Consider the following 24,099-nt stretch of genomic DNA (forward strand, 5'->3'; position numbering starts at 1 on the left):
AAAAAAAGTCTGCCGGACGGCGATTTACGCCGTCCGGCAGACTTTTCCGATTTCGTAACAGTTCAGGGAAGCAGATCTTTATGGCTTATCTGAACTGTTCCACAATTTCTTCTTTTCCTTATGGCTTTCTATCACATGCGAGACAGCCATGATCGGGTGGTGAAGGAGCATCCGCGGGCCGGAAAAGCGCATGACCCGCCGGATCCTCTCCCGCATGGCAGGCTGATAGCAGTGAACCCTGCAGTTGGAGCAGAAGGTCTTTGTCTCCATGAAGGGGCAGTGCTCGCTGCGAAGCATGGCATAATCGAGCAGTGCCTGACAGTCCGGACAGAGCGTTTTCTCTGTTCCGTGCTTTTTTTTACAGTAGAGCCGTATCATCAGAGCGATGATTTCCTTTTCCCGCTGCCGTTTCTGCTCCGCTTTATCCAATGTCCCTTCCTTTCTGCTCCCGCATACAGGTGTCCGGTCGCGGAGGCTCCCGAGAGGAAGTGCCGCGCTGTGGAGAGAAGAGTTAGTGTTTGCTAATAAATATATCTTCTTTCCGACGGAAAGTCAATTTATCACGCGGCGCTTGCAAAATACGATGTCTTCCCGTATAATAGGCGCAGTAATCGAATAGTTCTTCAGGGCGGGGTGCGATTCCCCACTGGCGGTATAGTCCGCGACCTGCGAAAGCAGCTGAACCGGTGTGACTCCGGTACCAACAGTACAGTCTGGATGGAAGAAGAAACGGCTTCTATGCGAGAGAGCATATTTGTGTACCCCTGAACCGGACTGTTCAGGGGTATTTTTTGTAGCGGACGCATTCCCGCATTGCCGTCTCCCGGCAGAAAGGAAAACCTATATGTCAAACGTAAAAAATACAAGAAATGTCGCCGTCGCGGGAATCTTATCTGCCGCTGCCTTCGTGCTGATGCTTTTTGATTTTCCGATCCCGTTTCTGCTGCCGACCTTCATTAAGTTTGATTTCTCGGACTTTCCGGCGCTGCTCGGCGCATTCGCGCTGGGGCCGGTGTATGGCATCCTGATCGAGCTGGTGAAGAACCTGCTGCACTGCCTCTTCTCCGGAAGCTTCGGCATCGGTGAGCTCTCCAACTTCCTGCTCGGCGCGGTATTCAGCGGAACCGCCGGCATGCTCTATCGAAAAGACAAGACGAAGCGGGGCGCGATGATCGGGGCGGTGGCAGGCGCCTTCGCGATGGCAGTATTCTCTGTTCCGTCCAACTATCTGATCGTCTATCCGGTATATTACAATTTCATGCCGGAGGCGACCATCCTTGCGGCGTATCAGGCGATCCTGCCGGGCGTGAAGAGCATTTTCACCTCGCTTCTGCTCTTTAATATGCCGTTTACCTTCGTGAAAGGCATGCTTGACGTGCTGATTACCTTCCTGCTGTATAAGCGTCTCTCTCCGCTTTTGCACGGGAACGGCTGAAACGGAGCTTGACAGCTCTACAGGACGATACGTTACAATAATAAACGGCAGACCATAGCTTCCGGTCTGCCGTTTATTCCTTATTTTCAAAACAGTTCCGATAGGCGATTCGCAATTCGTCGGAACGGTTCCCTATTTTTCACATTGAAAGGCGGCGGAGGGAGAGGGCATGAAGGAGAGGTTTTCGTCAAGGAGCGCGATGTTGCTGTATTTCCTGCGAGGCAGCAAGCGCTGGTTCGGCTTGAGCATTCTCTGCGCGATGCTGACCTCGGCGCTGGATCTGCTGCACCCGAAGCTGATCGGCATCTCGATTGATCTTTTGTCGGGACGAGGCTTCGGGGAGCTGTCCGGATGCCTTCCGCGGCTGCTTCGGCAGATTTTTCCTGCGATGGCGGCAGGCGGGATTTCGATGCAGCTTTGGCTTCTGGCGCTTTTCGTGGCTGCGGCAGCGCTGAGTGCCGCGGTTTTCCGCTACCTCTACAGACTGTGGAATTCCATAGGCGCAGAGCGGCTCGTAGAACGGATGCGGAATCTGCTCTTCGAGCATATCGAGCGTCTGCATTACAGCTGGTATACGGAGAATGCGACCGGAGATATCATTCAGCGATGCACCTCCGACGTGGGGACGGTGAAGGACTTCCTTTCCGCCCAGCTTACCAGCGTATTCCGGATCATAGTGCTGCTCCTGATTGCACTGGGCTTTATGTTCCGCATTCATGCGGGGCTCGCGGCACTGGCGGCAGTCTTCGTAGCGATCATATTCAGCTATTCTCTTCTCTTTCACAGGAGGATCGGGGAGAGCTTCCTGCTCGCCGACGAGGAGGAGGGGAAGCTCTCGTCCATTGCGCAGGAGAACCTGACCGGCGTACGGGTAGTGCGCGCATTCGGGAGGGAGAGAGAGGAGAGCGCAAAGTTTGAACGGCAGAATACGGTCTATACGGCGGCATATATGCGCTTTTCCGTGCTGATCTCTGCCTTCTGGTCGGTCGGAGAGTTTATCTCCGGCTTTCAGGTGATGCTGATGATTGCGCTCGGCGCATGGCTTGCGGTACACGGCAGCCTCAGTGCCGGAGACTACATTGCCTTGATTTCCTACAACGCGATGCTGGTCTGGCCGGTGCGCTCCCTCGGCAGAGTGGTTTCGGATATGTCGAAGGCGGGGGTTTCGGCAGATCGTATCCGCTATATTATGAATGCGGAGGAGGAGCAGGATCGGGAGGAAGCATACGAGCCCTCAATGCGGGAGGACATTCATTTCGAGCACGTTTCCTTTCGTTATCAGGAGAACGCACCCGAGATTCTCTCGGATGTGAGCTTCACGATTCCGCGGGGGAAGACCTTCGGCATCCTTGGAGGAACCGGCTCCGGGAAGACGACGCTGATGCTGCTTCTGGCGCGTCTCTATACGCTGCCGGAGAAGGATGGCAGGATCCGTATCGGGGATACGGACATCCGCGACATCCGGGGAGAATGGCTCCGGCAGAATATCGGGATGGTATTGCAGGAGCCCTACCTGTTTTCCCGCTCTCTTCGGGAGAATATCTCGATTGCACGGGAAAATGCAGGCTTTGCCGACATAGAGAGAGCGGCGCGGACTGCCAGTCTCAGTGAAACGGTGGCGCATTTCCATGCGGGCTATGACACGCTGGTGGGAGAGCGGGGCGTGACCCTCTCTGGCGGACAGAAGCAGCGGACGGCGATCGCCCAGATGCTGATCCGGGAGACGCCGATCATGGTTTTCGACGATTCCCTCTCCGCGGTGGATGCGGAGACCGATGCGAAAATCCGCGCCGGACTCCGCGAGGCGGCGGGGGATGCGACGGTGATCCTGATCTCCCATCGCATCACGACGCTGATGCAGGCGGATGAGATCCTTGTGCTGAACCATGGAAGGATCGCGGAGCAGGGAACGCACGAGGAGCTGCTGCAGAGAGACGGCATCTATCGGAGAATTTGCGAGATCCAGTCGGCGGATCAGGGGATGCTTTCGTCGGAGCAGAGAGAGGAGCGGTAGAAATGGAAGAGAACAGGAATCGAAAGCCGCTCCGTTTCTTCGGGCTGGGAGAAATCCTGCCCTATGCGCGCGCCTACCGCAGGGAAATCGCAGGGATGGTGCTGCTGGGACTCGGGAGCAGTCTCTGCGACGCGATCTACCCGCTGTTCAACCGCTATGCGCTGAATCGTTACGTCGGGGAGGGACGTCTGGAGACGCTGCCCTCCTTCCTTTCCCTGTATTTTCTGGTATTGCTGGCGCAGGTGCTCGCCAACTTTATCAGCAGCTATTTCATCTGCAAGGTGGAGCTGTTTATAGGGAGAGATCTGAAGAATGCGAGCTTTAACCACTTGCAGACGCTGTCCTTCTCCTACTTCAATACGCACAATGTCGGCTACATCCATGCGCGCATCATGAGCGATACCGATCGAATCGCGACGATGATGTCATGGCGGCTGATGGATTTTGTATGGAATCTTTCCTACATTCTCTTCGCGATGCTTGTGATGCTTCGGATTCAGCCGCGGCTCGCGCTCCGGCTCCTGCTGCTTCTGCCGTTTGCTGCCGCAGCGATTGGCTTTTTTCAGCGGCGTGTGCTCAGGATGAATCGCAGGGTGCGGGAGATGAACGCCGTGCTGACCGGGGATTTCAATGAGGGCATCACCGGCGCGAAGACGATACGGACGATGGTGCTGGCAGAGAAGATTTCTGCGGACTTCCGCAAGGATACGCGGGAGATGCGGCGGCGCAGCATTCACGCCACGCATTACGCTGCCCTTTTCACGGCGACGGTCACCATGATGTCCTCCGCGGCACTGGCGCTCGTGCTCTGGAGGGGCGGGGAAATGACGGCGGTGCGGCTTCTGGAGATCGGCTCGCTTTCGGTCTTTCTGTCCTACGCGCTCGGCATCATGGAGCCGATCCAATACATCATCGAGGCATTTTCGACGCTTCTGGATGTGCAGGTCAATATAGAGAGATTCTCCGCGCTGCTCCATATCGAATCGGATGTGAAGGACAGTCCTGCGGTCATCGAGCGGTATGGGGACAGCTTTCGCCCGAAGCGGGAAAATTGGGAGCCTCTCTACGGAGAGGTTGCGTTCCGGGACGTTTCCTTCCGCTATCCGGACGGGGAAGAGGAGGTGCTTCGGCACTTCAATCTGAAGGTAGAGAAGGGCTCCCGCATTGCGATCGTCGGGGAGACCGGCGCGGGCAAGTCCACGCTGGTGAATCTGGTCTGCCGCTTCTTCGAGCCGACAGCCGGTGCGGTGCTGATCGACGGCAGGGATGCGCGGGAGCGCTCCCAGCTCTGGCTGCATTCTCATATCGGCTATGTGCTCCAGACACCGCATCTCTTCTCGGGAAGCATCCGGGATAATCTCCGCTACGGGAGAGAGGACGCGACGGACGAGGAGATCTGGGAGGCGCTCCGTCTCGTTTCCGCGGCGGATGTGGCAGAGCGGATGGGCAGGGGACTGGACAGCGAGGTCGGCGAGGGCGGAGACCTGCTCTCGACCGGCGAGAAGCAGCTCCTGAGCTTTGCCCGCGCGATTCTGGCAGATCCGGCGATTCTGGTGCTGGATGAGGCGACCTCCAGCGTCGACACGGTGACGGAGAGGCGGATACAGGAGGCGGCAAGGCGGCTGACGGAGGGACGGACCTCCTTTTTGATCGCGCACCGCCTGTCCACGATTATAGATGCGGACCGAATCCTCGCCGTGCGGGACGGACATATCGTAGAAGCGGGGACGCACAGGGAGCTGATGGAGAAGAGAGGCTATTACTACAGGCTGTATACGAGACAGTATGAGGATGCCCGGACGGAGGGAGAATTCGGGGAGCGGCAGGCGGCAGAAATTTAGAAAGTTTCTCTGGACAAAGTTAGTTAAAGCTAATATAATGGCAAATAGGTTAGAAATAGCTAACTTGCGAAAGAGGAACACTATGAGAGAGCTGCGGGAAAATTCCCCTGAAGAGAAGATCCGGGAGCTGCTTTGCCAGAATGCGCCGGTACTGACCGGGCTGAAGCCGAGCGCGATCATCAACGTGTCGGAGCGGGAATACAGCCTGCTCTGCCGTCTGTTCACGGGAAGCAGCCTGAAGCTGCGCCCGCTCTTCTTTGACGGGAGAGTGAGCCTTATTCTGTACCGGGAGGAGAAGCTTCGCGCACTGCTCCGGGACTGCGGCCGTCGGCGCTTCCTCGTCGGAATCGAGAGGTGCTACGAGGAGCTCGACATGGAATCGGTGCTCTGCACCTTCCGGCAGCGCTTCCGCGCATTTAAGGAGCGGCGTATCCCGTTTCCGCATGAACTCGGCATCCTGCTGGGCTATCCGCCGGAGGACGTGCGGTCCTACATCGAGAAGCAGGGAAATGACGCGCTCGTGACCGGCTACTGGAAGGTCTATCATGACCTCCCGTCGGCGCTCCGAACCTTTCAGGCGTATGATGTGAGCATCCAGAGCTTCCGTCTGATGCTGCAGCATGGTGTCCCGATCGAGCGGCTGCTGGATATCTGTCCGGAGAGATCCGTAGAAGTGGCATAAGTGTGACTTTCGCAACAGCGATTGCGGACAATTAGGATAAACTAATGTCTGTAAGGAAACCCCAAAACGAAGAATAAGGAAGGCTTCAGGAGGTAAGGTATGATTTATGTAGTATATTACAGCGGAACCGGAAACACAGAGGCAATGGCGAATGCAGTTTCCGAGGGGATCAATGCAGCAGGCGGAGAGGCAAAGCTCGTGCCGGTTTCCGAGCTTTCTGCGAGTGCGCTGAAGGATGAGGCGGTATTTGCACTCGGCTGCCCGGCTATGGGAGCGGAGGAGCTCGAGGAGGGCGACATGGAGCCCTTCGTAGCAGAGCTGGAGGGCTTCGTATCCGGCAAGAAGATCGGGCTTTTCGGCTCCTATGACTGGGGCGACGGCGAGTGGATGAGAACCTGGGCAGAGCGGATGCAGAATGCTGGCGCTGTGCTGGCGGCAGAGCCGGTGATCGCGAACAACGCGCCGGACGAGGAAGCGCTGGCGAGCTGCAAGGCACTCGGCGAAGCCCTCGCCAAGGCATAAAATAAAAGATATTCGAGATGTCATTTGACATCGAATAAGGAAAAATCGGGCTGGGAGACGTACCCCTGCCCGGTTTTTTGCTGCTTATCGCCTTTTGGAGAATCTCGAAAGCCTGAGGATCCGCATTTCCCTTTGCTTCATGAGATATAAGCTATGAATGAGGGGCATTTGAATGAGAGTTTTTCGGATGAAACCGCAAGGCTCTTTTTTTGGAAGAAATATTCATTGACAAAAAAGGGGGATCTGCTATTCTCATAAATGGCATGGCAGGCACGCTCCGAAAGAGCTGCTCCGGACAGAGGCCGCTTCGCGGCAGCGTTTCGGACAGGGCGCTTCGCGGCAGAGAAGCACGGTTATGCCTAAGGAGGGGAAAATGGCGTTGATCTCGAGTATATTCAGTCTGTTCGGCGGGCTGGGAATGTTTCTCTATGGAATGACGACGATGAGCGACGGGATGCAGAAGGCGGCGAGCTCGCGGATGTCGAAGTTCCTGAGCCTCGTGACGGGTAACCGGGTGGTCGCGGTGCTGCTCGGCGCGGCGATCACGGCGCTGGTGCAGTCCTCCTCGGCGACTACAGTCATGGTGGTCGGCTTCGTCAATGCCGGTGTGCTGAACCTTTCACAGGTCGTGGGCATCATTATGGGCGCGAACATCGGGACAACGATCACGGCATGGATGGTTTCTCTGACACAGCTGAGCAGCTCGGCGCTTGCCTTCCTGAAGCCGGAATTCTTTGCGCCGCTTCTGGTGGGCTTTGGCGCGTTTCGTCTCCTTCTGGGGAAAAAAGGGAAAAATGATATCGCAGGTGCTTTCTGCGTCGGTGTCGGATTGATCTTCATCGGACTGGAATTTATGTCGAATGCGGTTGCGCCCTATGCGGATTCGCCGGTCTTTTCCAGAGCATTTCAGGTTATGGGCGGGAATCCGCTGCTCGGTGTACTGGCGGGCGCGGTCGTAACCGGTCTGATCCAGTCCTCGGCGGCATCGGTTTCGATTCTGCAGACGCTCGCGCTCTCCGGCGCGGTTCCGCGGGCGGCGGGCTTCTATATCACGCTGGGACAGAATATCGGGACCTGTGTGACGGCAGTGCTTTCCTCGACCGGCGCGTCCCGGACGGCGAAGCGGGCAGCGGCGATCCACCTGCTCTTCAATGTAGCGGGCGCAGTTCTTTTCGGCAGTGTGATTTTCGCGGCATCTTTCTTTTTTTCATCCTTTTTCAGTGGAATGCTGACACCGGTAGAGATCTCGATTTTTCACACCGTTTTCAATGTAAGCTGTACGATCGTACTATTCCCCGCAGGGGATCTCCTGGTATTCCTCTCCGGCAAGCTCGTGCCGGAGAGCCGTGCAGACAGAGAGGCGGAGGAGAACCCGAACGGCTACACTGCGATTGAGAAGAATCTGATTCTACATCTCGACAAGCGTATTCTCGAGTCGCCGGCGATTGCCCTGCAGGCAGCTTATCAGGAGGTCTGCAACATGGGCACGCTTGCCGCGACCAATGTGGAGGCAGCGATGGAGCTGCTGATTAGCGGCGATCTCCAGAAGCTGCGGGATACCGTCGGACGGGAGCAGGTCATTGACAATATGCAGAAGCTCCTTACGGACTACCTGATTCGCATCGGCAATCTCTCATTGACGGAGAGTCAGAAGTTCCTCGTCACCAATATGTTCAACAGCATCACCGACATTGAACGGGTCGGAGACCATGCGGACAATATCGCGGAGCAGGCGCAGTACATGCAGGAGCACAAGATCGTCTTTTCGGAGGTCGGCGTCGCAGATCTCCGCAGGATTTCGGCGAAGACGCTCGAGAGCTACCGCGCCTCGATTGCGGCGATGAACAGCCGGAGTCTCGAGGATGTGGTTCGAACCGCGCGGCTCGAGGATGAGGTGGATGATATGGAGGAGGAGATGCGGGAGCAGCATCTGGAGCGTCTCGCGAGCGGAGCGTGCGAGCCGCAGGCGGGCGTGATCTTTCTGGATGTGATCTCCGACCTTGAGCGGATCTCCGACCACGCGGACAATATTGCGGGCTATGTCAAGGTAACCCTATAAGTGAAATTTTTAACAAAATGTACTTGCAAAAAGACAGTACATGGTCTAAAATAAGAGTGCTTCCACGGGGAGGCATTTCAAATATTTCTTGTTTCTAAAAGTAGGAGGAAAGAAATCATGGCAGTTAGAGTGGCGATTAACGGATTTGGACGTATCGGTCGTCTTGCGTTCCGGCAGATGTTCGATGCGGAGGGATATGAGGTAGTTGCGATTAACGATCTGACCGACCCGAAGATGCTGGCACATCTTCTGAAGTATGATACCGCACAGGGCGGCTTCTGCGGACATATGGGCGAGGGCAAGCACAGTGTTACAGCCGGCGAGGACAATATCGTCGTAGACGGAAAGAAGATCACCATCTACAAGGAGGCAGACGCTTCCAAGCTTCCGTGGGGACAGATCGGCGTGGATGTCGTTCTCGAGTGCACCGGCTTCTATACCTCCAAGGCGAAGTCTCAGGCGCATATTGATGCCGGCGCCAAGAAGGTTGTAATTTCCGCTCCGGCAGGCAATGATCTTCCTACGATCGTATACAGCGTAAATGAGAAGACCCTCACGAAGGAGGATACCATCATTTCCGCAGCCTCCTGCACCACGAACTGTCTGGCTCCGATGGCGGATACGCTGAACAAGCTGGCGCCGATTCAGTCCGGTATCATGAGCACCATTCATGCGTATACCGGCGATCAGATGATCCTCGACGGACCGCACAGAAAGGGCGATCTGAGAAGAGCGAGAGCCGGCGCTGCCAACATTGTACCGAACTCCACCGGCGCTGCGAAGGCGATCGGTCTGGTTATCCCGGCGCTGAACGGAAAGCTCATCGGCTCCGCGCAGAGAGTTCCGGTTCCGACAGGCTCTACTACCATTCTTACCGCTGTTGTGAAGAAGGCAGGCCTCACCAAGGAGATGATCAACGAGGCGATGAAGGCTGCAGGCTCCGAGTCCTTCGGCTACACTGAGGATCAGATCGTTTCCTCCGATGTGATCGGCATGAGATTCGGCTCTCTCTTCGACGCCACCCAGACCATGGTGCAGGCGCTCGGAGAGGATACCTATCAGGTACAGGTTGTTTCCTGGTATGACAATGAGAATTCCTACACCTCTCAGATGGTGAGAACGATCAAGTACTTCGCAGAGCTTGGCTGATATACAGGTTTACGGAGAGGTCCGGTCCTTACATGGACCGAGCCTCTTTCTTCATTTCCGCTCCCGTGAGGTGCGGGCGCTTACGCAGGGAGCCCGCCGTCGGTATCGTCGAACGGGCGGCGCGTTTATAAAAGGAGAAGGATATGGCAGCATTAAACAAGAAGAGTGTGGATGATTTCAATGCGGCAGGGAGAAGAGTGCTCGTGAGATGCGACTTCAACGTACCGCTGAAGGACGGCAGGATCACGGATGAGACTCGTATCAACGCAGCGCTTCCGACCCTTCGGAAGCTGATCGGCGAGGGAGCGAAGCTGATCCTCTGCTCTCACCTCGGCAAGGTAAAGAATGGACCGAACGAGGGCGAGTCTCTCGCACCTGTGGCGCCGGTGCTTTCCGCGAAGCTCGGGAAGGAAGTGAAGTTCATCGGCAACTACAATGTGACCGGAGAAGAGACCACGAAGGCGGTAGAGGCAATGCGGAATGGCGATGTGATTCTCCTGCAGAATACACGCTTCCGCGGCAAGGAGGAGACGAAGCCGGGCGAGGCAGGAGAGGGCTTCGCGAAGGAGCTCGCCGATCTCGCGGACGATTATGTATGTGATGCCTTCGGCTCCGCGCACAGACCGCATGCCTCCGTATCCGTCGTGACGAAGTATATTCGGGAGAAGGGCGGCAACTGTGCGGTCGGCTATCTGATGGAGAAGGAGATTCAGTTCCTCGGCAACGCAGTGGAGACGCCGGTGCGCCCGTTCGTAGCGATCCTCGGCGGCGCGAAGGTAGCGGACAAGCTGAATGTCATCTCGAATCTCCTCGAGAAGTGTGATACGCTCATCATCGGCGGCGGTATGGCGTATACCTTCATTAAGGCACAGGGCTATGAGATCGGCACCTCCCTCTGCGATGACGAGAAGCTCGGCTACTGCAGGGAAATGATGGAGAAGGCGGAGAAGCTCGGCAAGAAGCTGCTGCTTCCGGTGGATCACATGGTTTGTCCTGCCTTCCCGTCCCCGATCGACGATCCTAATGTTTCGGCAGAGGCGGTAGCGACAGAGGCGATTCCGGCAGACAAGATGGCGCTGGATATTGGCCCGAAGTCGCAGAAGCTCTTCGCAGAGGCGGTAAAGACGGCGAAGACCGTCGTATGGAACGGTCCGATGGGACTCTTTGAGAATCCGGTTCTCTCCGCGGGCACCAAGGCGGTTGCAGCCGCACTGGCAGAGACCGATGCAACGACCATCATTGGCGGCGGCGATTCCGCGGCGGCTGTAAATCAGCTCGGCTATGCAGATAAGATGTCCCATATCTCCACGGGCGGCGGCGCATCCCTTGAGTTCCTCGAGGGCAAGGCGCTTCCGGGCGTATTTGCGGCGGACGACAAGTAAGCGATCATAGAGGGGAGAGCTGCCCCGCGGCGCGCCGCGGGGCAGCTGCCGAAAGGAGAGACAGTGAGAAAGAAGATCATTGCGGGAAACTGGAAGATGAATATGACGCCGTCCGAGGCACGGGAGCTCTGCAGGACGCTGCTTCCGCTGGTGAAGGATGCGGATACGGAGGTCGTGTTCTGCGTGCCGGCGATCGATATCGTACCGGTCGCGGAGGAAGTGAAGGGGACGAATATTCATGTCGGTGCGGAGAACCTCTACTTCGAGGACAAGGGCGCTTACACCGGGGAGATCTCGGCGGATATGCTTCTGGACAGCGGTGTGACGCACGTCATCATGGGGCATTCCGAGCGGAGAGGCTATTTTCATGAGACCGACGAGGACATCAACCGGAAGCTCCGGAAGGCGCTGGAGAAGGGGCTGACGCCGATCGTCTGCTGCGGCGAGTCTCTCGAGCAGAGAGAGCAGGGAATCTGCTTCGACTGGGTTCGGATGCAGATCAAGATCGCCTTTCGTGGGGTGAGCGCGGAGGACGCGAAGAGAGTGGTCATCGCCTATGAGCCGATCTGGGCGATCGGAACCGGCAAGACCGCGACGGCAGAGCAGGCGCAGGAGGTCTGCAAGGCGATCCGCGACTGTATCCGCGAGCTTTACGGAGACGATACCGCGGAGGCAATCCGCATCCAGTACGGCGGCTCCATGAACGCCGGAAACTGCCGGGAGCTTCTCGCGAAGCCGGATATCGACGGCGGTCTGATTGGCGGCGCTTCCCTGAAGGCGGAGTTTGCGGAGATTGTGAACTACAATAAGTAAAATGAAAGCATTCAAGCTTCAAGGATGAAAAAGGGGACGATGCTCTCTGCCACGACTTGGCAGAGAGCACCGTCCCCTTTTTGCTGCCTTTTTGTTGCTTATTGCTCCCAGGGCAGCTCCGGCTTTCCGAAATGCCCGTAGGCGGAGACCAGATTGTAGTCGATCTGTCGGAGCCGCAGTGCCTCTGTGATACCCTTCGGCGTCAGGTCATAGCTGTCCATGACATACTGCCAGATCCGCTCTGCCGACTCACGCTCCGTACCGAAGCAGTCCACATAGACGGAAACCGGCTCGGCGACACCGATCGCATAGGCGAGCTGCACCTCGCAGCGGGCCGCTCTGCCGCTCCTGACGATATCTCTTGCGACCTTACGCGCCATATAAGCGGCGGAACGATCCACCTTGGACGGATCCTTCCCGGAGAAGGCGCCGCCGCCGTGATGCGCCGCGCCGCCGTAGGTATCGGCGATGATCTTCCTGCCGGTCAGTCCGGAGTCCGCGAAGGAGGAGCCGAGCACGAAGCGGCCGGTCGGATTGACCAGCACGCGGAAATCAATGTTGAAGCCGAGTTCTGCGGCAGTCTCCCGCATGACAGTGCTTACGAGCTCCCGCACCTCCTGAAGGGAGGTTTCCTCCGCGTGCTGCGTGGAGAGGAGGAAGGTGTCGATGCGGTGCGCCGCATAGTCGAAGCTGACCTGTGCCTTGGCGTCCGGACGGAGCATGCGGAAGCCGTCCTCCAGATTGAAGGCGCGCAGCTTCTGGAGAGCGCGGGTGGAGAGGACATAGGGGATCGGAAGCAGCGCCTCTGTCTCGTTGGTTGCGTAACCGAACATCATGCCCTGATCACCGGCGCCGTCGCGGTCGACGCCCATGGCAATGTCCGGAGACTGTCTGGAAATGAGGAGGCGCAGTTCGTACCTTTCTACGTCGGCAAGACCGATCTCCCGCAGTACGCCGCGCACCAGTGCGTCGTAATCCGGCTCATAGTTCGTTGTCACCTCGCCGAGGATGGTGATGTCGTAGTCCTTGATGGCGGTCTCCGCGGCGATACGCCCCTCCGGGTCATGCCGGAGAATATCGGTGACAATGGCATCGGAAATCTGATCGCAAATCTTGTCAGGGTGTCCGTTGGATACCTGCTCGGATGAAAATAACATGATAGCTCCTTTCTGGAACGGAAAACAAGTTTTCCCATTAGCGGTAAGCTTATGTGCCGGAGCGGCAGCGATTTCTGCAATAAAAGAGACTGCCATAGCGGAACGCTTCGACAGTCGTGAATTTTGTACGGTCTTATCGTTCAAGCTATGCTTGCTCAGGTTAGCACCTTCCATCTCTGGGGTTGCTGCGGCTTCAACGCTCCTATGTAGCTCCACCGTCTCTGAATAAGTATAAAATTTTATTAGGAATTATACGCTACCATGTTTTTCTGGGGATGTCAATACACAAGTTGCTTTCTTTATGCGATTTTATAAGCTTTAAGGAGATAGGCGTCAGCATTGACAAACATGATCTGTATATAACTGGCTCCAACGCATTCCTGCTAAGCTCTGATTTGACGACGCTGTTTACGGGGCGTTATATCGAAATTCATGTATTTCCGTTCAGTTTTGCTGAGTTCTGCCGTTACTATTCCGATGAGGAGGATACTCAGTGATACGCTGACGGCCAATGTAGTCGTAACAAATCACAAGACAGTAGGCAATTATATCAAATACCTATGTAATGCCTATGTGTTTTATGGAGTCCGGCGATATGATATCCGAGGCAAGAAGGATCTGAAGGCTTCAGTGAAATACTATCTGAGCGATACCGGTATTCGTTTCGCACGGCCTGGCAGGAGAAACCTTGATTACGGCAGGATGTACGAGAACATCGTCTGCATTGAGCTGATGCGCAGAGGGTACGAGGTTTATGTCGGCAAATTGTATCAGAAAGAAGTAGATTTCGTGGCGATTCGCGGCGATGAAAAGCTATATATCCAGGTCAGTGATGATATCAGCAGACCGGAAACCTTCGAGCGTGAATATGATCCGCTTCTGAAAATTAAAGATGCTTATCCAAAGATGATTCTGGCAAACACCCGGCATGCTTTTGTTTTTTTGGATTTCCTCCAATGCCCTGCCTGCAAAGAGAGCGTTTGGCAGATCCCGTAAAATGCAGTATAATAGCTGCTGTCAATGCACTGCGGCCGATAAGAGGAGCAGCGGAGGTGCGCAAAGAGGGAGGAGCTGCCATGCCGATAAAAGTACAGAATGACCTGCCTGCCAAGCATATTCTGGAGTCGGAGAATATCTTCGTGATGGATGAGACGAGAGCGAGCGCGCAGGAGATCCGCCCGCTTCGCATCGCGATCCTGAATCTAATGCCGCTGAAGGAGGACACCGAGCTGGACATCCTCCGGGTGCTCTCGAATTTCCCGATTCAGGTGGAGATCACCTTTATGAAAACGAAGAGTCACGAGGCGAAGAATACGGATCCCTCGCATCTCAATAAGTTCTATGTGACCTTCGACATGGTACGGGAGGAGCGCTTCGACGGGCTGATTATCACGGGCGCGCCGGTCGAGAAGCTTGCATTCGAGGAGGTGGAGTACTGGGAGGAGCTCCGGGAGATCATGGACTGGTCGGTAACGAATGTGTTTTCCACCTTCCATATCTGCTGGGGAGCACAGGCGGGACTCTACCATCATTACGGCATTCGGAAGAGGCTGCTTCCGGAGAAGCTGAGCGGCATTTACCGGCAGCGCGCCGTGCATCGAAAGAAAATGATTATGCGGGGGATGGACGATGAGTTTCTCGTTCCGGTTTCCCGTTATACGGGACTGGATGAGGCGGCGGTGCATTCCGATCCGGAGCTCTATGTCGTGGCGGAGGGAGAGGAGACCGGCAGTTACCTGATCCTTGCCTGCTCCTCCCGGCAGATCTTCGTAACCGGGCACTCGGAGTATGACCGTTATGACCTCGACAAGGAATACAAGCGTGACCTCGGGAGAGGACTCTCGCCGGCGCTCCCGAAGAATTATTACCCGGAGGACGATCCCTTGCAGACACCGCTTCTGTCATGGCGCTCGAGCTCGAACTGCACCTATACGAACTGGCTGAATTTTATTTATCAGGAGACGCCGTATGATCTGCGGGAGCTTCGTCCTGCGACAGAGGACAGCTATACGCTGGGAGACCATACCGTGGAGAGAGACAGCATATAAAGGAAACATCAAGTCAATTCTGTTCCTGCCTTAACAGGAACTTAACGGCTTCTGTGCTATGCTTTACGCGCAAAAATGCATGGTAAAGGAGAGAAGAGGTCATGCAAAGCAAATATTTCCGCATTCTCGGCTACAGCCTGCTGGCAGCGGTATTCTATCTCACAGCCGATCTGCTGCCGGAGCTTCTGCAGCTCGGCTTGTATTTCATTTCCGAAAGAATCGGACTGCCCTACGACTACTTTGACCAGAGAAGTAATATGGCGTATGTGCTGACCGGACTTGTTATACTACTGCTCTATGGCGGCATTTATCTTCGCTGGCTTTCTCCCGGAAGAACGGAGCCGCTTCCGTGGAGCAGAGCGAAGAAGGGGGGCTTCATCGTGCTCTCCGCTTTCGGAATCGGCGGGCTTTCTCTGCTCTGGCTGACGCTGGCAGAGAGGCTCCAGAGCGGGATTCCGGTACTGATGCAGGCGATGACGGAATTCAATCAGAGTATGGAGGCACTGGATGAGGGAAGCTATCTCTGGGAGCTGGCGGCGGTCTGCATTCTGGGACCGATTCTGGAGGAGCTGATGTTCCGCGGGCTGATCTACAACAGTGTAGAACGCGCTTTCCGGAGTCCGCTTCCGGCGATTCTGCTCTCCGGGCTGCTCTTCGGGATCTGGCATGGCAATCTCGTCCAGTCGGTTTACACCGCCGTGATGGGGATCATCGTTGCCTTTGTGTATCACAGGACGCGGAGTCTGTGGTTTCCGATCGGGATTCATATGGTGAATAACCTGCTCTCCACTCTGCCTCCGGTATTGCAGGAGGGACAGATCCCGGGGCTGCTTGATAAGCTATCTGTCCTGCTGATCCTTCCCTGCGCCCTGCTGTATTACCGGAGCTTCAGAAGATCTACGGACTGAAGCTCCCGGAAGCGGCCGTTTCGAAGCTCCAGGATGCTGCCGCCGCAGTTCGGGGCGAGCGGCCCTTCCCAGAAGCGTGCGTCGGGGATATCCGAAATGACATCAAGGATGGCGCGCAGGATCGCACCGTGCGCGACGACCAGCACACGCAGCATGGAGGGATTCTGCTCCAGCGGAGAGAGGATGTCCGTGAGGACACGGCGCGCGCGGCTTTTCAGCTGGGGGATGGACTCTCCGCCCGCTGCAGGGACATAGTTTGCCGGATCCTGAAAGAAGCGGAGCAGGCATTCCCGAAGCGTCTTTTCTGCGGGATTCTCCTCATAGAGGTTCAGTCCCTCCCCGATGCCAAAGGAGATTTCTGTCAGCAGCGTCTCCTTCCGGATCGGGCAGCTCCGGCTCCCGCGGAGCAGCTCGGCGGTTTTTCTGGCGCGGAGCAGTGGACTGTGGAGAACCAGATCGAGCCGCAGGTTCTCGATATTTCGCGCGGCAAGCCGCGCTGCGGCGAGCCCGGCATCATTCAGCGGAATGTCGGTATGTCCCTGCAGCTTCCGGAGACGGTTCCATTCCGTCTCTCCGTGACGAATCAGGTAGATTTCCATAGCACCTCCTATAAGCAACAATTCCGTCAGGCAAATGGCTTGCCTGAACGCCTGCTATATTTTTGCATTGGGGGACATAGAGGTGTTTCCCGCCTCCCAGAGGACGATCTCTCCGCGTCGCAGGCTCTCCTGTACATCGATGGTTCTCTGGTTGGAGGAGCCCTTGAAGAGCAGCGTCACGTCTTTCTTTTCCAGTACGAAGGGACCGTCCACGAGGATGTCGAGATAGGACAGCAGCTCCCGGGTTTCCGGCAGGGTTTTCGACATCCAGCCGCAGACGTCCCGGTCGAAGAGATAGCCGGTGAAGCACCAGAGGTCCTTTTTCGGGAAGCTCGTCTTGAAACGACGGACGAGAGAGAGCACGGCGCTCTGGTTCCGCGGATCCAGCGGCTCGCCGCCGAGCAGGGTCAAGCCCTGATAGCTCTCGTCCGCCAGCGCGCGCAGGATATCATCCTCGGTTTCCCGGGTGAATTCCTGCCCGTAGGAAAAGTCCCAGGCGATCTCGTTGAAGCAGCCGAGGCACTTGTGGGTGCAGCCGGAAACGAAGAGGCTCAGACGGATCCCCGGGCCGTTTGCGATATCATATTCCTTGATTTCTGCGTAGTTCATGCATTTCTCCATTCTCCATTCTGGAAAAGGAATACAGGACGGTCGGAATGGCTTCCCCGTCCTGTCTGTTTATTCGTCTTCTGTTTCTCCGAACTGCCGGAGGAGATCGTCGCCCACCTCATAGATATCTCCTGCCCCCATTGTGATCAGGAGATCTCCCGGCTTCATGTGAGAGAGAAGGAATGCTTCGATCTCTGCGAATTTCGGAATGTAGTAAACATTCGTATTCTGCTCGATCATGTGACGGCGGAGATCGTCGGAGCTGATCCCGATCGTGTTCTGCTCTCTGGCTGCATAGATATCCGCCAGTACGATCTCGTCTGCGGTGGCAAGCGCGCCCGCGAAGTCATCCATCAGCGCCGCAGTACGCGAATAGGTATGCGGCTGGAAGGCAACCCAGAGCTTGCGATGCGGATACTTCTTCGCCGCCTCTATGGTCGCTGCGATCTCCTGCGGATGGTGCGCATAGTCGTCGATGATGGTGAAGCCCCGAACCTTCCCCTTTTTCTGGAAGCGGCGCTCGGTTCCGGTGAATTTCCGGAGCGCTTCTGCGATGAGCGGAAGCTCGATGCCGAGGCTCCGGCAGACCGCGATCGCCGAGAGGGAATTGTAGATATTGTGCTCGCCGGTGACGCCGAGGGAGATCCTGCCGAGCTCCTTCCCCCCTTCGAAGAGCGTATAGCTCGGACGTGCGAAGTGATCGTAGCTGATGAAATTGGCAGTATAATCCGCCTCCTTGTCATGCCCGAAAGTCAGAATCCGGCAGTGAAGCCCCTCCGTGAAATATTCATAATGCGGGATGTCTCGATTGATGACCAGAAGCCCATCCTCCGGCAGCTTTTCCGTGAACTGCCGGAAGGAATGGCGGATGTCGTCGAGATCCTTGAAGAAATCCAAATGATCTGCCTCTACGTTCAGGATGATCTCCGTGGTCGGGAAAAAGGAGAGGAAGGAGTTGGTGTACTCGCATGCCTCCGCGACGAAGAGTCCGGACCTGCCGACACGGATGTTGCCGCCGATGTCCTGCAGCATCCCGCCGACTGTCACAGTCGGGTCGGAGTGCGCCTCGAGCAGGATCTCGGTGATCATGGAGGTGGTCGTCGTCTTCCCGTGTGTACCGGCGACATTGATCGCGTGGCGGTAATTCTGCATGATTTCACCGAGCAGGTCGGCACGGCGCATCATCGGAAGGCCGGCGCGAACCGCTGCCTGAAATTCCGGATTATCCGGGTGGATCGCCGCAGTGTAGACCACGAGCTCGATGCCCGGACGGATATTCTCGGCATTTTGCGGGTAATGCACCTCGGCGCCGAGTGCTGCGAGATGACGGGTGAGTTTGGATTCCTTCATATCGGAGCCGGAGATCCGGAAGCCCCTGTCGAGGAGGATTTCCGCGAGCCCGCTCATAGAAATGCCGCCGATGCCGATGAAATGAATGTGGATCGGGTGCGTGAAATTGATCTGGTACATAAGTCTGCCTCTACCTTCAGGGATACCGCCGCGTCTCGAGACGAAGGCGGTTCCTCACGAATCACAGATCCGTAAGTTTATCTGGGAAAGACCCGGGGGCGATCTGCGGAAGCGTCTGCCTTCCCGAAGATCTGCGTCCGATTCGGAAGCAGGGCGAGGAGAAGGAGGTTTCCGAGTCCTGCGACAGCGAGAAGCTCTCCGATTCCTACCGTGAGGGCGAGGTACGGGAGCATGTCCGGCACGCCGTAGGCATAGCGCAGCACGAGCGGAATGATCAGCGCGTTCGTGAGGATCGGCGGAACGCAGACCAGCCACCTCGAAACGCTGCGGAGACGGTAGCTGAGAAGCGCGCCGAGCAGGGTTGCGAGGGAACCGAAAAGGATATCAGGGAGCGGCGCTCCGCCCAGAATATTTCCGAGCAGGCAGCCTGCGCTGACACCGGGAACCGCGGCGAGCGTGAAGTAGGGGAGGACGCAGAGCGCCTCCGAAACGCGGAACTGGATCGGCCCGAAGCTGATCGGCGCAAACAGAACCGTAAGCGCCACATAGATCGCTGCAATGACGGCTCCCTGTACGAGGAAGCCCGTGTCGAGTCTTTTCATTTTAAATGTTCTCCTTTAGTTTTGTTTTATGTGAGGAAGGTCTCGAACTCACATGGCAGCGCCGAAGCTTTCGGCGTGTGGGTTTTATCATAGCATCTCGCACAGCATCGCGCAAGCTTCCGGCAGTTTCAGCCGAGCTCTAGCAGGCGGAAGTCCTCCTTTGCCCGCCGGAGGAGCTGCTGCTCCCGCCGGTGACAGGTGTAGAGCAGGATCTGTCCGTCGTATTCCTCCCGAATGAAATGAAGCGCGGCACGCAGGCGGTTCTCGTCGTAGAAGGCAAAGCTGTCGTCGAGGGTCAGCGGGAGCCTTTCCCGTGCATCCCGGAGGAGCAGCCTCGCTGTTGCGAGCCGGAGCGCCAGATAGATCTGGTCGATCGTTCCGGAGGAGACCGATTCCAGCGGTATCTCTCCATGCTCGGTGCGCAGCAGGATATGCAGCTGGTCATCGATCCAGACGGAGCGGTATGCGCCGTCGGTGATCCGTTCGATCAGCCTGCCCGCCTCCTCGTTCAGGTAGTGTCCGAAGCTCAGCCGGACGCGCTCGGAGAGGAGAGAAATGGTTTCCATCGCGAGGTCGAGGGCATCGATTCGCTGCGCGAGCCGTTTGTTCTCCGAGAGGACGTGCGCAAGCTGCTCGACGCGGTTCCGGATATTGGAAAGGTGCTGCATCCTCCCCTCGACCTCAGTGCGGAGCATGTGCTGCTCATGGAGTGCCTGCGTATAGTCCTGCATTTCCTCCGTGCTCCGTTTCAGATCCTCAGAGAGGAGACGGAGTGCCTCCTCCTTTTCCCGGAGCGCGGCGAAGCTCCCCTCGAGTGTGCGGAAGCGCTGTCGAAGCTGCTGCATCGTATCCTCGGAGATCGTATGCTCTCCGAGCTGCCCTTGCAGGATCGCTTCGAGCCGCTCCGTGAGCTCTTTCCGGGATTTTCCGGTTTTGTCCGCGATGAAGGCGCTGAGGAGCTTTCGGAGCAGCAGTGCGGGGCCGTGCTGCGCTGCTGTGCGTGTCGTCATTTCTGTATAGGAGCGATAGAGCTGCTCGCTGTCCTGAAGTGCAGCCTTAAGCGCCGTTTCCTCCGGGAAGCCGGCGGAGCGCAGCGCTTCCCGCGCCTGTGCGGTTTCCTGAAGAAGCATCTCCTTTTTCTGTTGGAGGGCTGTTCTCTCTGCTTCGCTATCCCTTTGCAGCGCGCGGTAGTGAAGCAGGAGGTTGTGGTAGCGTGGGTCTGCGAGCTCTCTTTCCGTGTTTCGGATCTCTCCGATCAGAAGCGAATAGCTCTTCGATGCTTCGGAAACCAGCTTATCCTGACATTTCCGCTTCTCTGCGGCGAGACGGGCAAGCACGCTGCTTGCACGCAGTCCGGCAGAACCGCTGCTTTCAAGGCCCTCGAGGTAGCGGCGGAGCTCCTGCACCATTTCCCGTCCGGCGGCGCTTTTCAGTTGTCCGATGGAAACGGTATTCCGGTAGCTGTTCTCCGAGAGCTGACCGAGCGCCATATCGAGGAGCGCCTGCGGCTCCGGCAGAACTTCCGTGCTGCCGTCCTCTGCCAGAAGGAAGAGCTCGGGCGCGCCGACACCGTCCGAGAAGTCGCGTTTGAGCAGATAGGAGCTGCCGTCATAGGAGAATTCCAGCGTTCCGCCGAAGGCGCCGCCGTCCCAGGGGCGGAAGCGATGAGGGTCCTGTCGGGGACTGCCGCCCGGACGCTTCCCGAGACCGTAGAGCATGGCGCGCTGAAAGCGGTGCAGGGTGGATTTTCCTGCTTCATTCTGCCCGTAAATCACATTCAGTCCATCGGAGAAGGAGAGGGAGAGATCCCGGAGCTTCCCGAAGCCGTCGACATACAGGGAATGAATCCTCATGCGTTTTCCTCCTTTTCCGTTTGAAGAAGGGCGCGGATTCCATAGTCCAGCGCCTGCCGTTCCGTGAGGCTGAGTGTCTCCGGGGATTCGTCCTTTCGCAGGAAGGAACGGATATAGTAGCCGATCAGATCGGTCGGATGCTCTCGGTAGAGCGCCTCGAAGTCATAGCCGCTTTCCGTCTCATCCAGGATGTCGAGGATGCGGAAGCGCCTAAGCCCTTCGCCGAGCAGCGGTGCAAGCTCCAGAGGACAGCTGCCGGAGAGTCGGAGCGTATAGATGTCCTCGCGCCCCAGCTTTTCGATCTGCGCGGCGAGCTCCTGCAGCAGCTTCTCCGGCTCGCTGTCTGGGCGGAGCAGTGCGGAGAGCGTCCGATAGGAGAGCGTCGCCATCGGGCAGAATTCCAGCCGCTGCAGCCGGTGTGTGATGGCGCTGATATCACCTATATAGACGCCGTGCACACCCTCATCCATAGCGCCGAGCGGCTCCGGAGAGCCGGCGCCAAGGAGGGGCAGCTCGCGGTATTCTGCCGGCTGGTGGAAGCCGCCGAGCGCGATGTAGTCGAAAGGAAGATCTCGGAATGCCGCTATTGCTGGGGTACTCTGCCTGCTGCTGTCGCAGAAGAGAAGGACGCGGATCGGGTCATGGGAGGCATCAGCAGGTGTCTGTGCTGCCGCCTCTGCGGCGGCGAGCTGCTCCCGCAGGGTATCGGGCGTGCCGGTGATTCCCGTGAATTCCGCATTGATCTCATCGAAATAGAGGCGTGCGTCCGATTCAGACAGCCAGTGTACATTTTCTGCCCAGTCGAAGCTCAAAAGAGCGGAGTTCTCCGTCACCCTGTCCTCCGAGCCGGAAATGAGGATGACTCTGGTGCGGGGAATCTGCTGGAAAAGCTGGTTCAGCTCCTGCAGATCATGGGAGAGCGGCGGGTGATGAAAGAGGTTTCCGGGGAGGAGGAGGCAGTCCGCGCTGATTTCCCCTGCCTTTTCCACACAGCGCCGGAAGGTGCTGCGGATGGCATCCGCACGATCCTTGCCCCAAGGGAAATCCGGATCCGGAATCATATTCAGATGGATGTCGGAGCATTGAAGAAATCTCATGAGCTGTCCTTTCATTACGGGGAGATCGGGGGCAGGGGGAGGCAATCGCCTGCGATTGCTCTTAATCGCGCAAAGCCGCTGGGCTCCCCCGATCAAAGATCGGGGGCAGGGATATCGCAAGAGCCGAAAGCCTGCCGGCCCTCGGCTCTTGCGGTTTTCCGTACTGCGGGCTGCCGCAGTACGGAATCAGATATCGCAGTTCTTGACGGTTCTCGGGAATGGCAGCACGTCACGGATATTCTGCATACCGGTGATGTACATCACGGCTCTCTCGAAGCCGAGCCCGAAGCCGCCGTGGCGGGTCGTACCGAATCTGCGGAGATCGAGATAGAAGTCATAGTCCGAGGCATCCATGCCGAGCTCCTGCATTCTCCGGAGGAGCCTCCCGTAGTCCTCCTCACGCTGGGAGCCGCCGATGATCTCGCCGATGCCTGGTACGAGGCAGTCTACGGCGGCGACTGTCTTTCCATCCGGATTCTGCTTCATATAGAACGCCTTGATTTCCTTCGGATAGTCGGTTACGAAGACCGGACGGCGGAAGATCTGCTCTGTGAGATAACGCTCGTGCTCGGTCTGGAGATCGACGCCCCAGGAAACCTTGTAATCGAACTCGTCATTGTGCTTCGAGAGTAGCTCTACCGCCTCGGTGTAGCTTACGCGTCCGAAGTCGGAGGCAAGGATGTGCTGAAGCCTCTCCAGAAGCCCCTTGTCCACGAATTGATTGAAGAAATCCATCTCCGCCGGTGCCTTCTCCAGCACATAACGGATCACATATTTCAGCATCTCCTCGGCGGTATTCATCACATCCTGAAGATCCGCGAACGCCATCTCCGGCTCGATCATCCAGAACTCTGCGGCATGCCGCTGCGTGTTGGAGTTTTCGGCGCGGAAGGTCGGCCCGAAGGTATAGATGTTGCGGAACGCCTGCGCGAATGCCTCGCCGTTCAGCTGGCCGGAGACGGTCAGGCTGGTCTTCTTGCCGAAGAAGTCCTCACGGTAATCCACCCTGCCGTCTGTCATCGGCGGCGCAGAGAGATCCAGCGTGGTGACCTGAAACATCTCCCCTGCACCCTCCGCGTCGGAGGCGGTAATCAGCGGGGTATGCACATAGATGAAGCCGCGCTCCTGAAAGAAACTGTGGATCGCGAACGCCACGAGAGAGCGGACGCGGAATACCGCCTGAAAGGTATTGGTTCTCGGACGGAGGTGCGTCATCGTGCGGAGGTATTCCAGCGTGTGCCGCTTCTTCTGAAGAGGGTAGTCCGGTGTGGTGTCACCCTCCAGCAGCACGCTCTCTGCCTGCAGCTCGAAGGGCTGCTTCGCCTCCGGCGTCGCGACGAGCCTGCCCCAGACAATGACGGCGGCACCGACACCGAGCTTTGCGATCCTCTGGAAGTTTTCCATGCTGTCATGATAAACCACCTGCAGCGGGGTGAAGAAGGTGCCGTCAGAGATGGTCAGGAAGCCGAAGGACTTCGAGTCCCGGTTGGAGCGTACCCAGCCGCAGACCGTGAGCTCCTGCCCGAGGTAGCTCTCTCTTTCCCTGAAAATGTCGCGTAAGCTTAAAATGTCCATATATGTCCTTCCTGCGGGCTTTGCCGCGTAAGCTTATGGGATTGGCAGCGCCGAAGCTTTTTCGTGCGCGCGTATTCAGACATTATATAGGAAAATGCACGGATTTTCAATGCGTACCGCAGCAGATCCTGTCAGGCAGACCGAGTGCAGCGCAGCATTGCGGCATTATATACAAATTATAACTTGCGCCATCAGATAAAATAGTAAAAAATAACTGATTTTTATTCACAAGAAGCAAGATGAGTGCTATAATGTGCCTATCAACATTGGCTTATCCTAATGAC

Annotated in this window: 20 protein-coding genes, 1 pseudogene and 2 riboswitches; of the genes and pseudogenes, 12 read left to right on the forward strand and 9 right to left on the reverse strand. The window is 57.0% G+C overall.

Translation table 11 applies throughout. The features are described from left to right. Window positions 1-78: 78 nt before the first annotated feature. A complete protein-coding gene (locus HW273_RS04055; protein ID WP_179010564.1) occupies window positions 79-429 on the reverse strand; it encodes a nitrous oxide-stimulated promoter family protein in 351 nt (116 codons plus the stop codon). A 186-nt stretch (window positions 430-615) separates the two neighbouring features. Further along, window positions 616-733: riboswitch (FMN riboswitch) on the forward strand. A 111-nt stretch (window positions 734-844) separates the two neighbouring features. Between HW273_RS04055 and HW273_RS04060 the strand changes: the two genes are divergently transcribed. The 9 genes from HW273_RS04060 to tpiA all read left to right on the forward strand — a co-directional run bounded on the left by HW273_RS04060 (window position 845) and on the right by tpiA (window position 11,897). Next, the gene (locus HW273_RS04060) at window positions 845-1,435 is read left to right on the forward strand and encodes an ECF transporter S component (RefSeq protein WP_179010565.1); all 591 of its coding nucleotides are present in this window, start codon (window positions 845-847) and stop codon (window positions 1,433-1,435) included. A gap of 169 nt (window positions 1,436-1,604) precedes the next feature. After that, entirely contained in the window at window positions 1,605-3,449 is a 1,845-nt protein-coding gene (locus tag HW273_RS04065; RefSeq protein ID WP_179010566.1) for an ABC transporter ATP-binding protein, read from the forward strand. Window positions 3,450-3,451: 2 nt separating this feature from the next. Further along, complete coding sequence (locus HW273_RS04070) at window positions 3,452-5,290, forward strand: ABC transporter ATP-binding protein (protein ID WP_179010567.1); 1,839 nt, start codon at window positions 3,452-3,454, stop codon at window positions 5,288-5,290. Between the two features lie 82 nt (window positions 5,291-5,372). Beyond that, window positions 5,373-5,972, forward strand: coding sequence for a DUF3793 family protein (locus HW273_RS04075; protein ID WP_179010568.1), 600 nt, complete (start codon window positions 5,373-5,375; stop codon window positions 5,970-5,972). A gap of 99 nt (window positions 5,973-6,071) precedes the next feature. Continuing rightward, window positions 6,072-6,494 carry a flavodoxin gene (locus HW273_RS04080; RefSeq protein ID WP_179010569.1) on the forward strand — a complete coding sequence of 141 codons (423 nt, stop codon included), beginning with the start codon at window positions 6,072-6,074 and terminating at the stop codon, window positions 6,492-6,494. Window positions 6,495-6,867: 373 nt separating this feature from the next. Further along, complete coding sequence (locus tag HW273_RS04085) at window positions 6,868-8,553, forward strand: Na/Pi cotransporter family protein (protein WP_179010570.1); 1,686 nt, start codon at window positions 6,868-6,870, stop codon at window positions 8,551-8,553. A gap of 117 nt (window positions 8,554-8,670) precedes the next feature. After that, window positions 8,671-9,702: a type I glyceraldehyde-3-phosphate dehydrogenase gene (gene gap / locus HW273_RS04090; RefSeq protein WP_179010571.1), complete on the forward strand. Its 1,032-nt coding sequence runs from the start codon at window positions 8,671-8,673 to the stop codon at window positions 9,700-9,702. 143 nt (window positions 9,703-9,845) lie between these two features. Further along, window positions 9,846-11,084 (forward strand): phosphoglycerate kinase, encoded by a 1,239-nt coding sequence (locus HW273_RS04095; RefSeq protein WP_179010572.1) that lies wholly within the window; start codon window positions 9,846-9,848, stop codon window positions 11,082-11,084. 63 nt (window positions 11,085-11,147) lie between these two features. After that, the gene (tpiA, locus tag HW273_RS04100) at window positions 11,148-11,897 is read left to right on the forward strand and encodes a triose-phosphate isomerase (RefSeq protein WP_179010573.1); all 750 of its coding nucleotides are present in this window, start codon (window positions 11,148-11,150) and stop codon (window positions 11,895-11,897) included. Between the two features lie 98 nt (window positions 11,898-11,995). Here the strand turns inward: tpiA and metK are convergent, their stop codons facing one another. Further along, window positions 11,996-13,054, reverse strand: coding sequence for a methionine adenosyltransferase (gene metK / locus HW273_RS04105; RefSeq protein WP_179010574.1), 1,059 nt, complete (start codon window positions 13,052-13,054; stop codon window positions 11,996-11,998). A gap of 130 nt (window positions 13,055-13,184) precedes the next feature. Further along, window positions 13,185-13,286, reverse strand: a riboswitch (SAM riboswitch). 115 nt (window positions 13,287-13,401) lie between these two features. Between metK and HW273_RS04110 the strand changes: the two are divergent. The 3 genes and pseudogenes from HW273_RS04110 to HW273_RS04120 all read left to right on the forward strand — a co-directional run. Then, window positions 13,402-14,050, forward strand: a pseudogene (locus HW273_RS04110) (ATP-binding protein); the annotation flags it as partial. A gap of 80 nt (window positions 14,051-14,130) precedes the next feature. After that, complete coding sequence (locus HW273_RS04115) at window positions 14,131-15,102, forward strand: homoserine O-succinyltransferase (RefSeq protein ID WP_179010575.1); 972 nt, start codon at window positions 14,131-14,133, stop codon at window positions 15,100-15,102. 101 nt (window positions 15,103-15,203) lie between these two features. Continuing rightward, a complete protein-coding gene (locus HW273_RS04120; RefSeq protein ID WP_179010576.1) occupies window positions 15,204-16,010 on the forward strand; it encodes a CPBP family intramembrane glutamic endopeptidase in 807 nt (268 codons plus the stop codon). Here HW273_RS04120 and HW273_RS04125 read toward each other — a convergent pair. From HW273_RS04125 to asnS, 7 genes are all read right to left on the reverse strand, one after another. Further along, window positions 15,980-16,609 carry a histidine phosphatase family protein gene (locus HW273_RS04125; RefSeq protein ID WP_179010577.1) on the reverse strand — a complete coding sequence of 210 codons (630 nt, stop codon included), beginning with the start codon at window positions 16,607-16,609 and terminating at the stop codon, window positions 15,980-15,982. The two genes, HW273_RS04120 and HW273_RS04125, sit on opposite strands and share 31 nt — an antisense overlap. A 54-nt stretch (window positions 16,610-16,663) precedes the next feature. Then, complete coding sequence (gene nrdG, locus HW273_RS04130; RefSeq protein WP_179010578.1) at window positions 16,664-17,218, reverse strand: anaerobic ribonucleoside-triphosphate reductase activating protein; 555 nt, start codon at window positions 17,216-17,218, stop codon at window positions 16,664-16,666. A 69-nt stretch (window positions 17,219-17,287) separates the two neighbouring features. Then, on the reverse strand, window positions 17,288-18,688 hold the full coding sequence (gene murC / locus HW273_RS04135) for a UDP-N-acetylmuramate--L-alanine ligase (RefSeq protein ID WP_179010579.1): 1,401 nt from the start codon (window positions 18,686-18,688) through the stop codon (window positions 17,288-17,290). 77 nt (window positions 18,689-18,765) lie between these two features. Beyond that, on the reverse strand, window positions 18,766-19,290 hold the full coding sequence (locus HW273_RS04140; RefSeq protein ID WP_179010580.1) for a QueT transporter family protein: 525 nt from the start codon (window positions 19,288-19,290) through the stop codon (window positions 18,766-18,768). A gap of 128 nt (window positions 19,291-19,418) precedes the next feature. Then, window positions 19,419-21,143 carry an ATP-binding protein gene (locus tag HW273_RS04145; RefSeq protein WP_179010581.1) on the reverse strand — a complete coding sequence of 575 codons (1,725 nt, stop codon included), beginning with the start codon at window positions 21,141-21,143 and terminating at the stop codon, window positions 19,419-19,421. Then, window positions 21,140-22,240, reverse strand: coding sequence for a metallophosphoesterase family protein (locus HW273_RS04150; protein WP_179010582.1), 1,101 nt, complete (start codon window positions 22,238-22,240; stop codon window positions 21,140-21,142). The genes HW273_RS04145 and HW273_RS04150 overlap by 4 nt, the downstream gene beginning before the upstream one ends. A 186-nt stretch (window positions 22,241-22,426) precedes the next feature. Then, entirely contained in the window at window positions 22,427-23,815 is a 1,389-nt protein-coding gene (gene asnS, locus HW273_RS04155) for an asparagine--tRNA ligase (RefSeq protein ID WP_179010583.1), read from the reverse strand. Between the last annotated feature and the right edge of the window lie 284 nt (window positions 23,816-24,099).

Source organism: Oribacterium sp. oral taxon 102, assembly GCF_013394775.1.
Classification (GTDB): Bacteria; Bacillota; Clostridia; order Lachnospirales; family Lachnospiraceae; genus Oribacterium.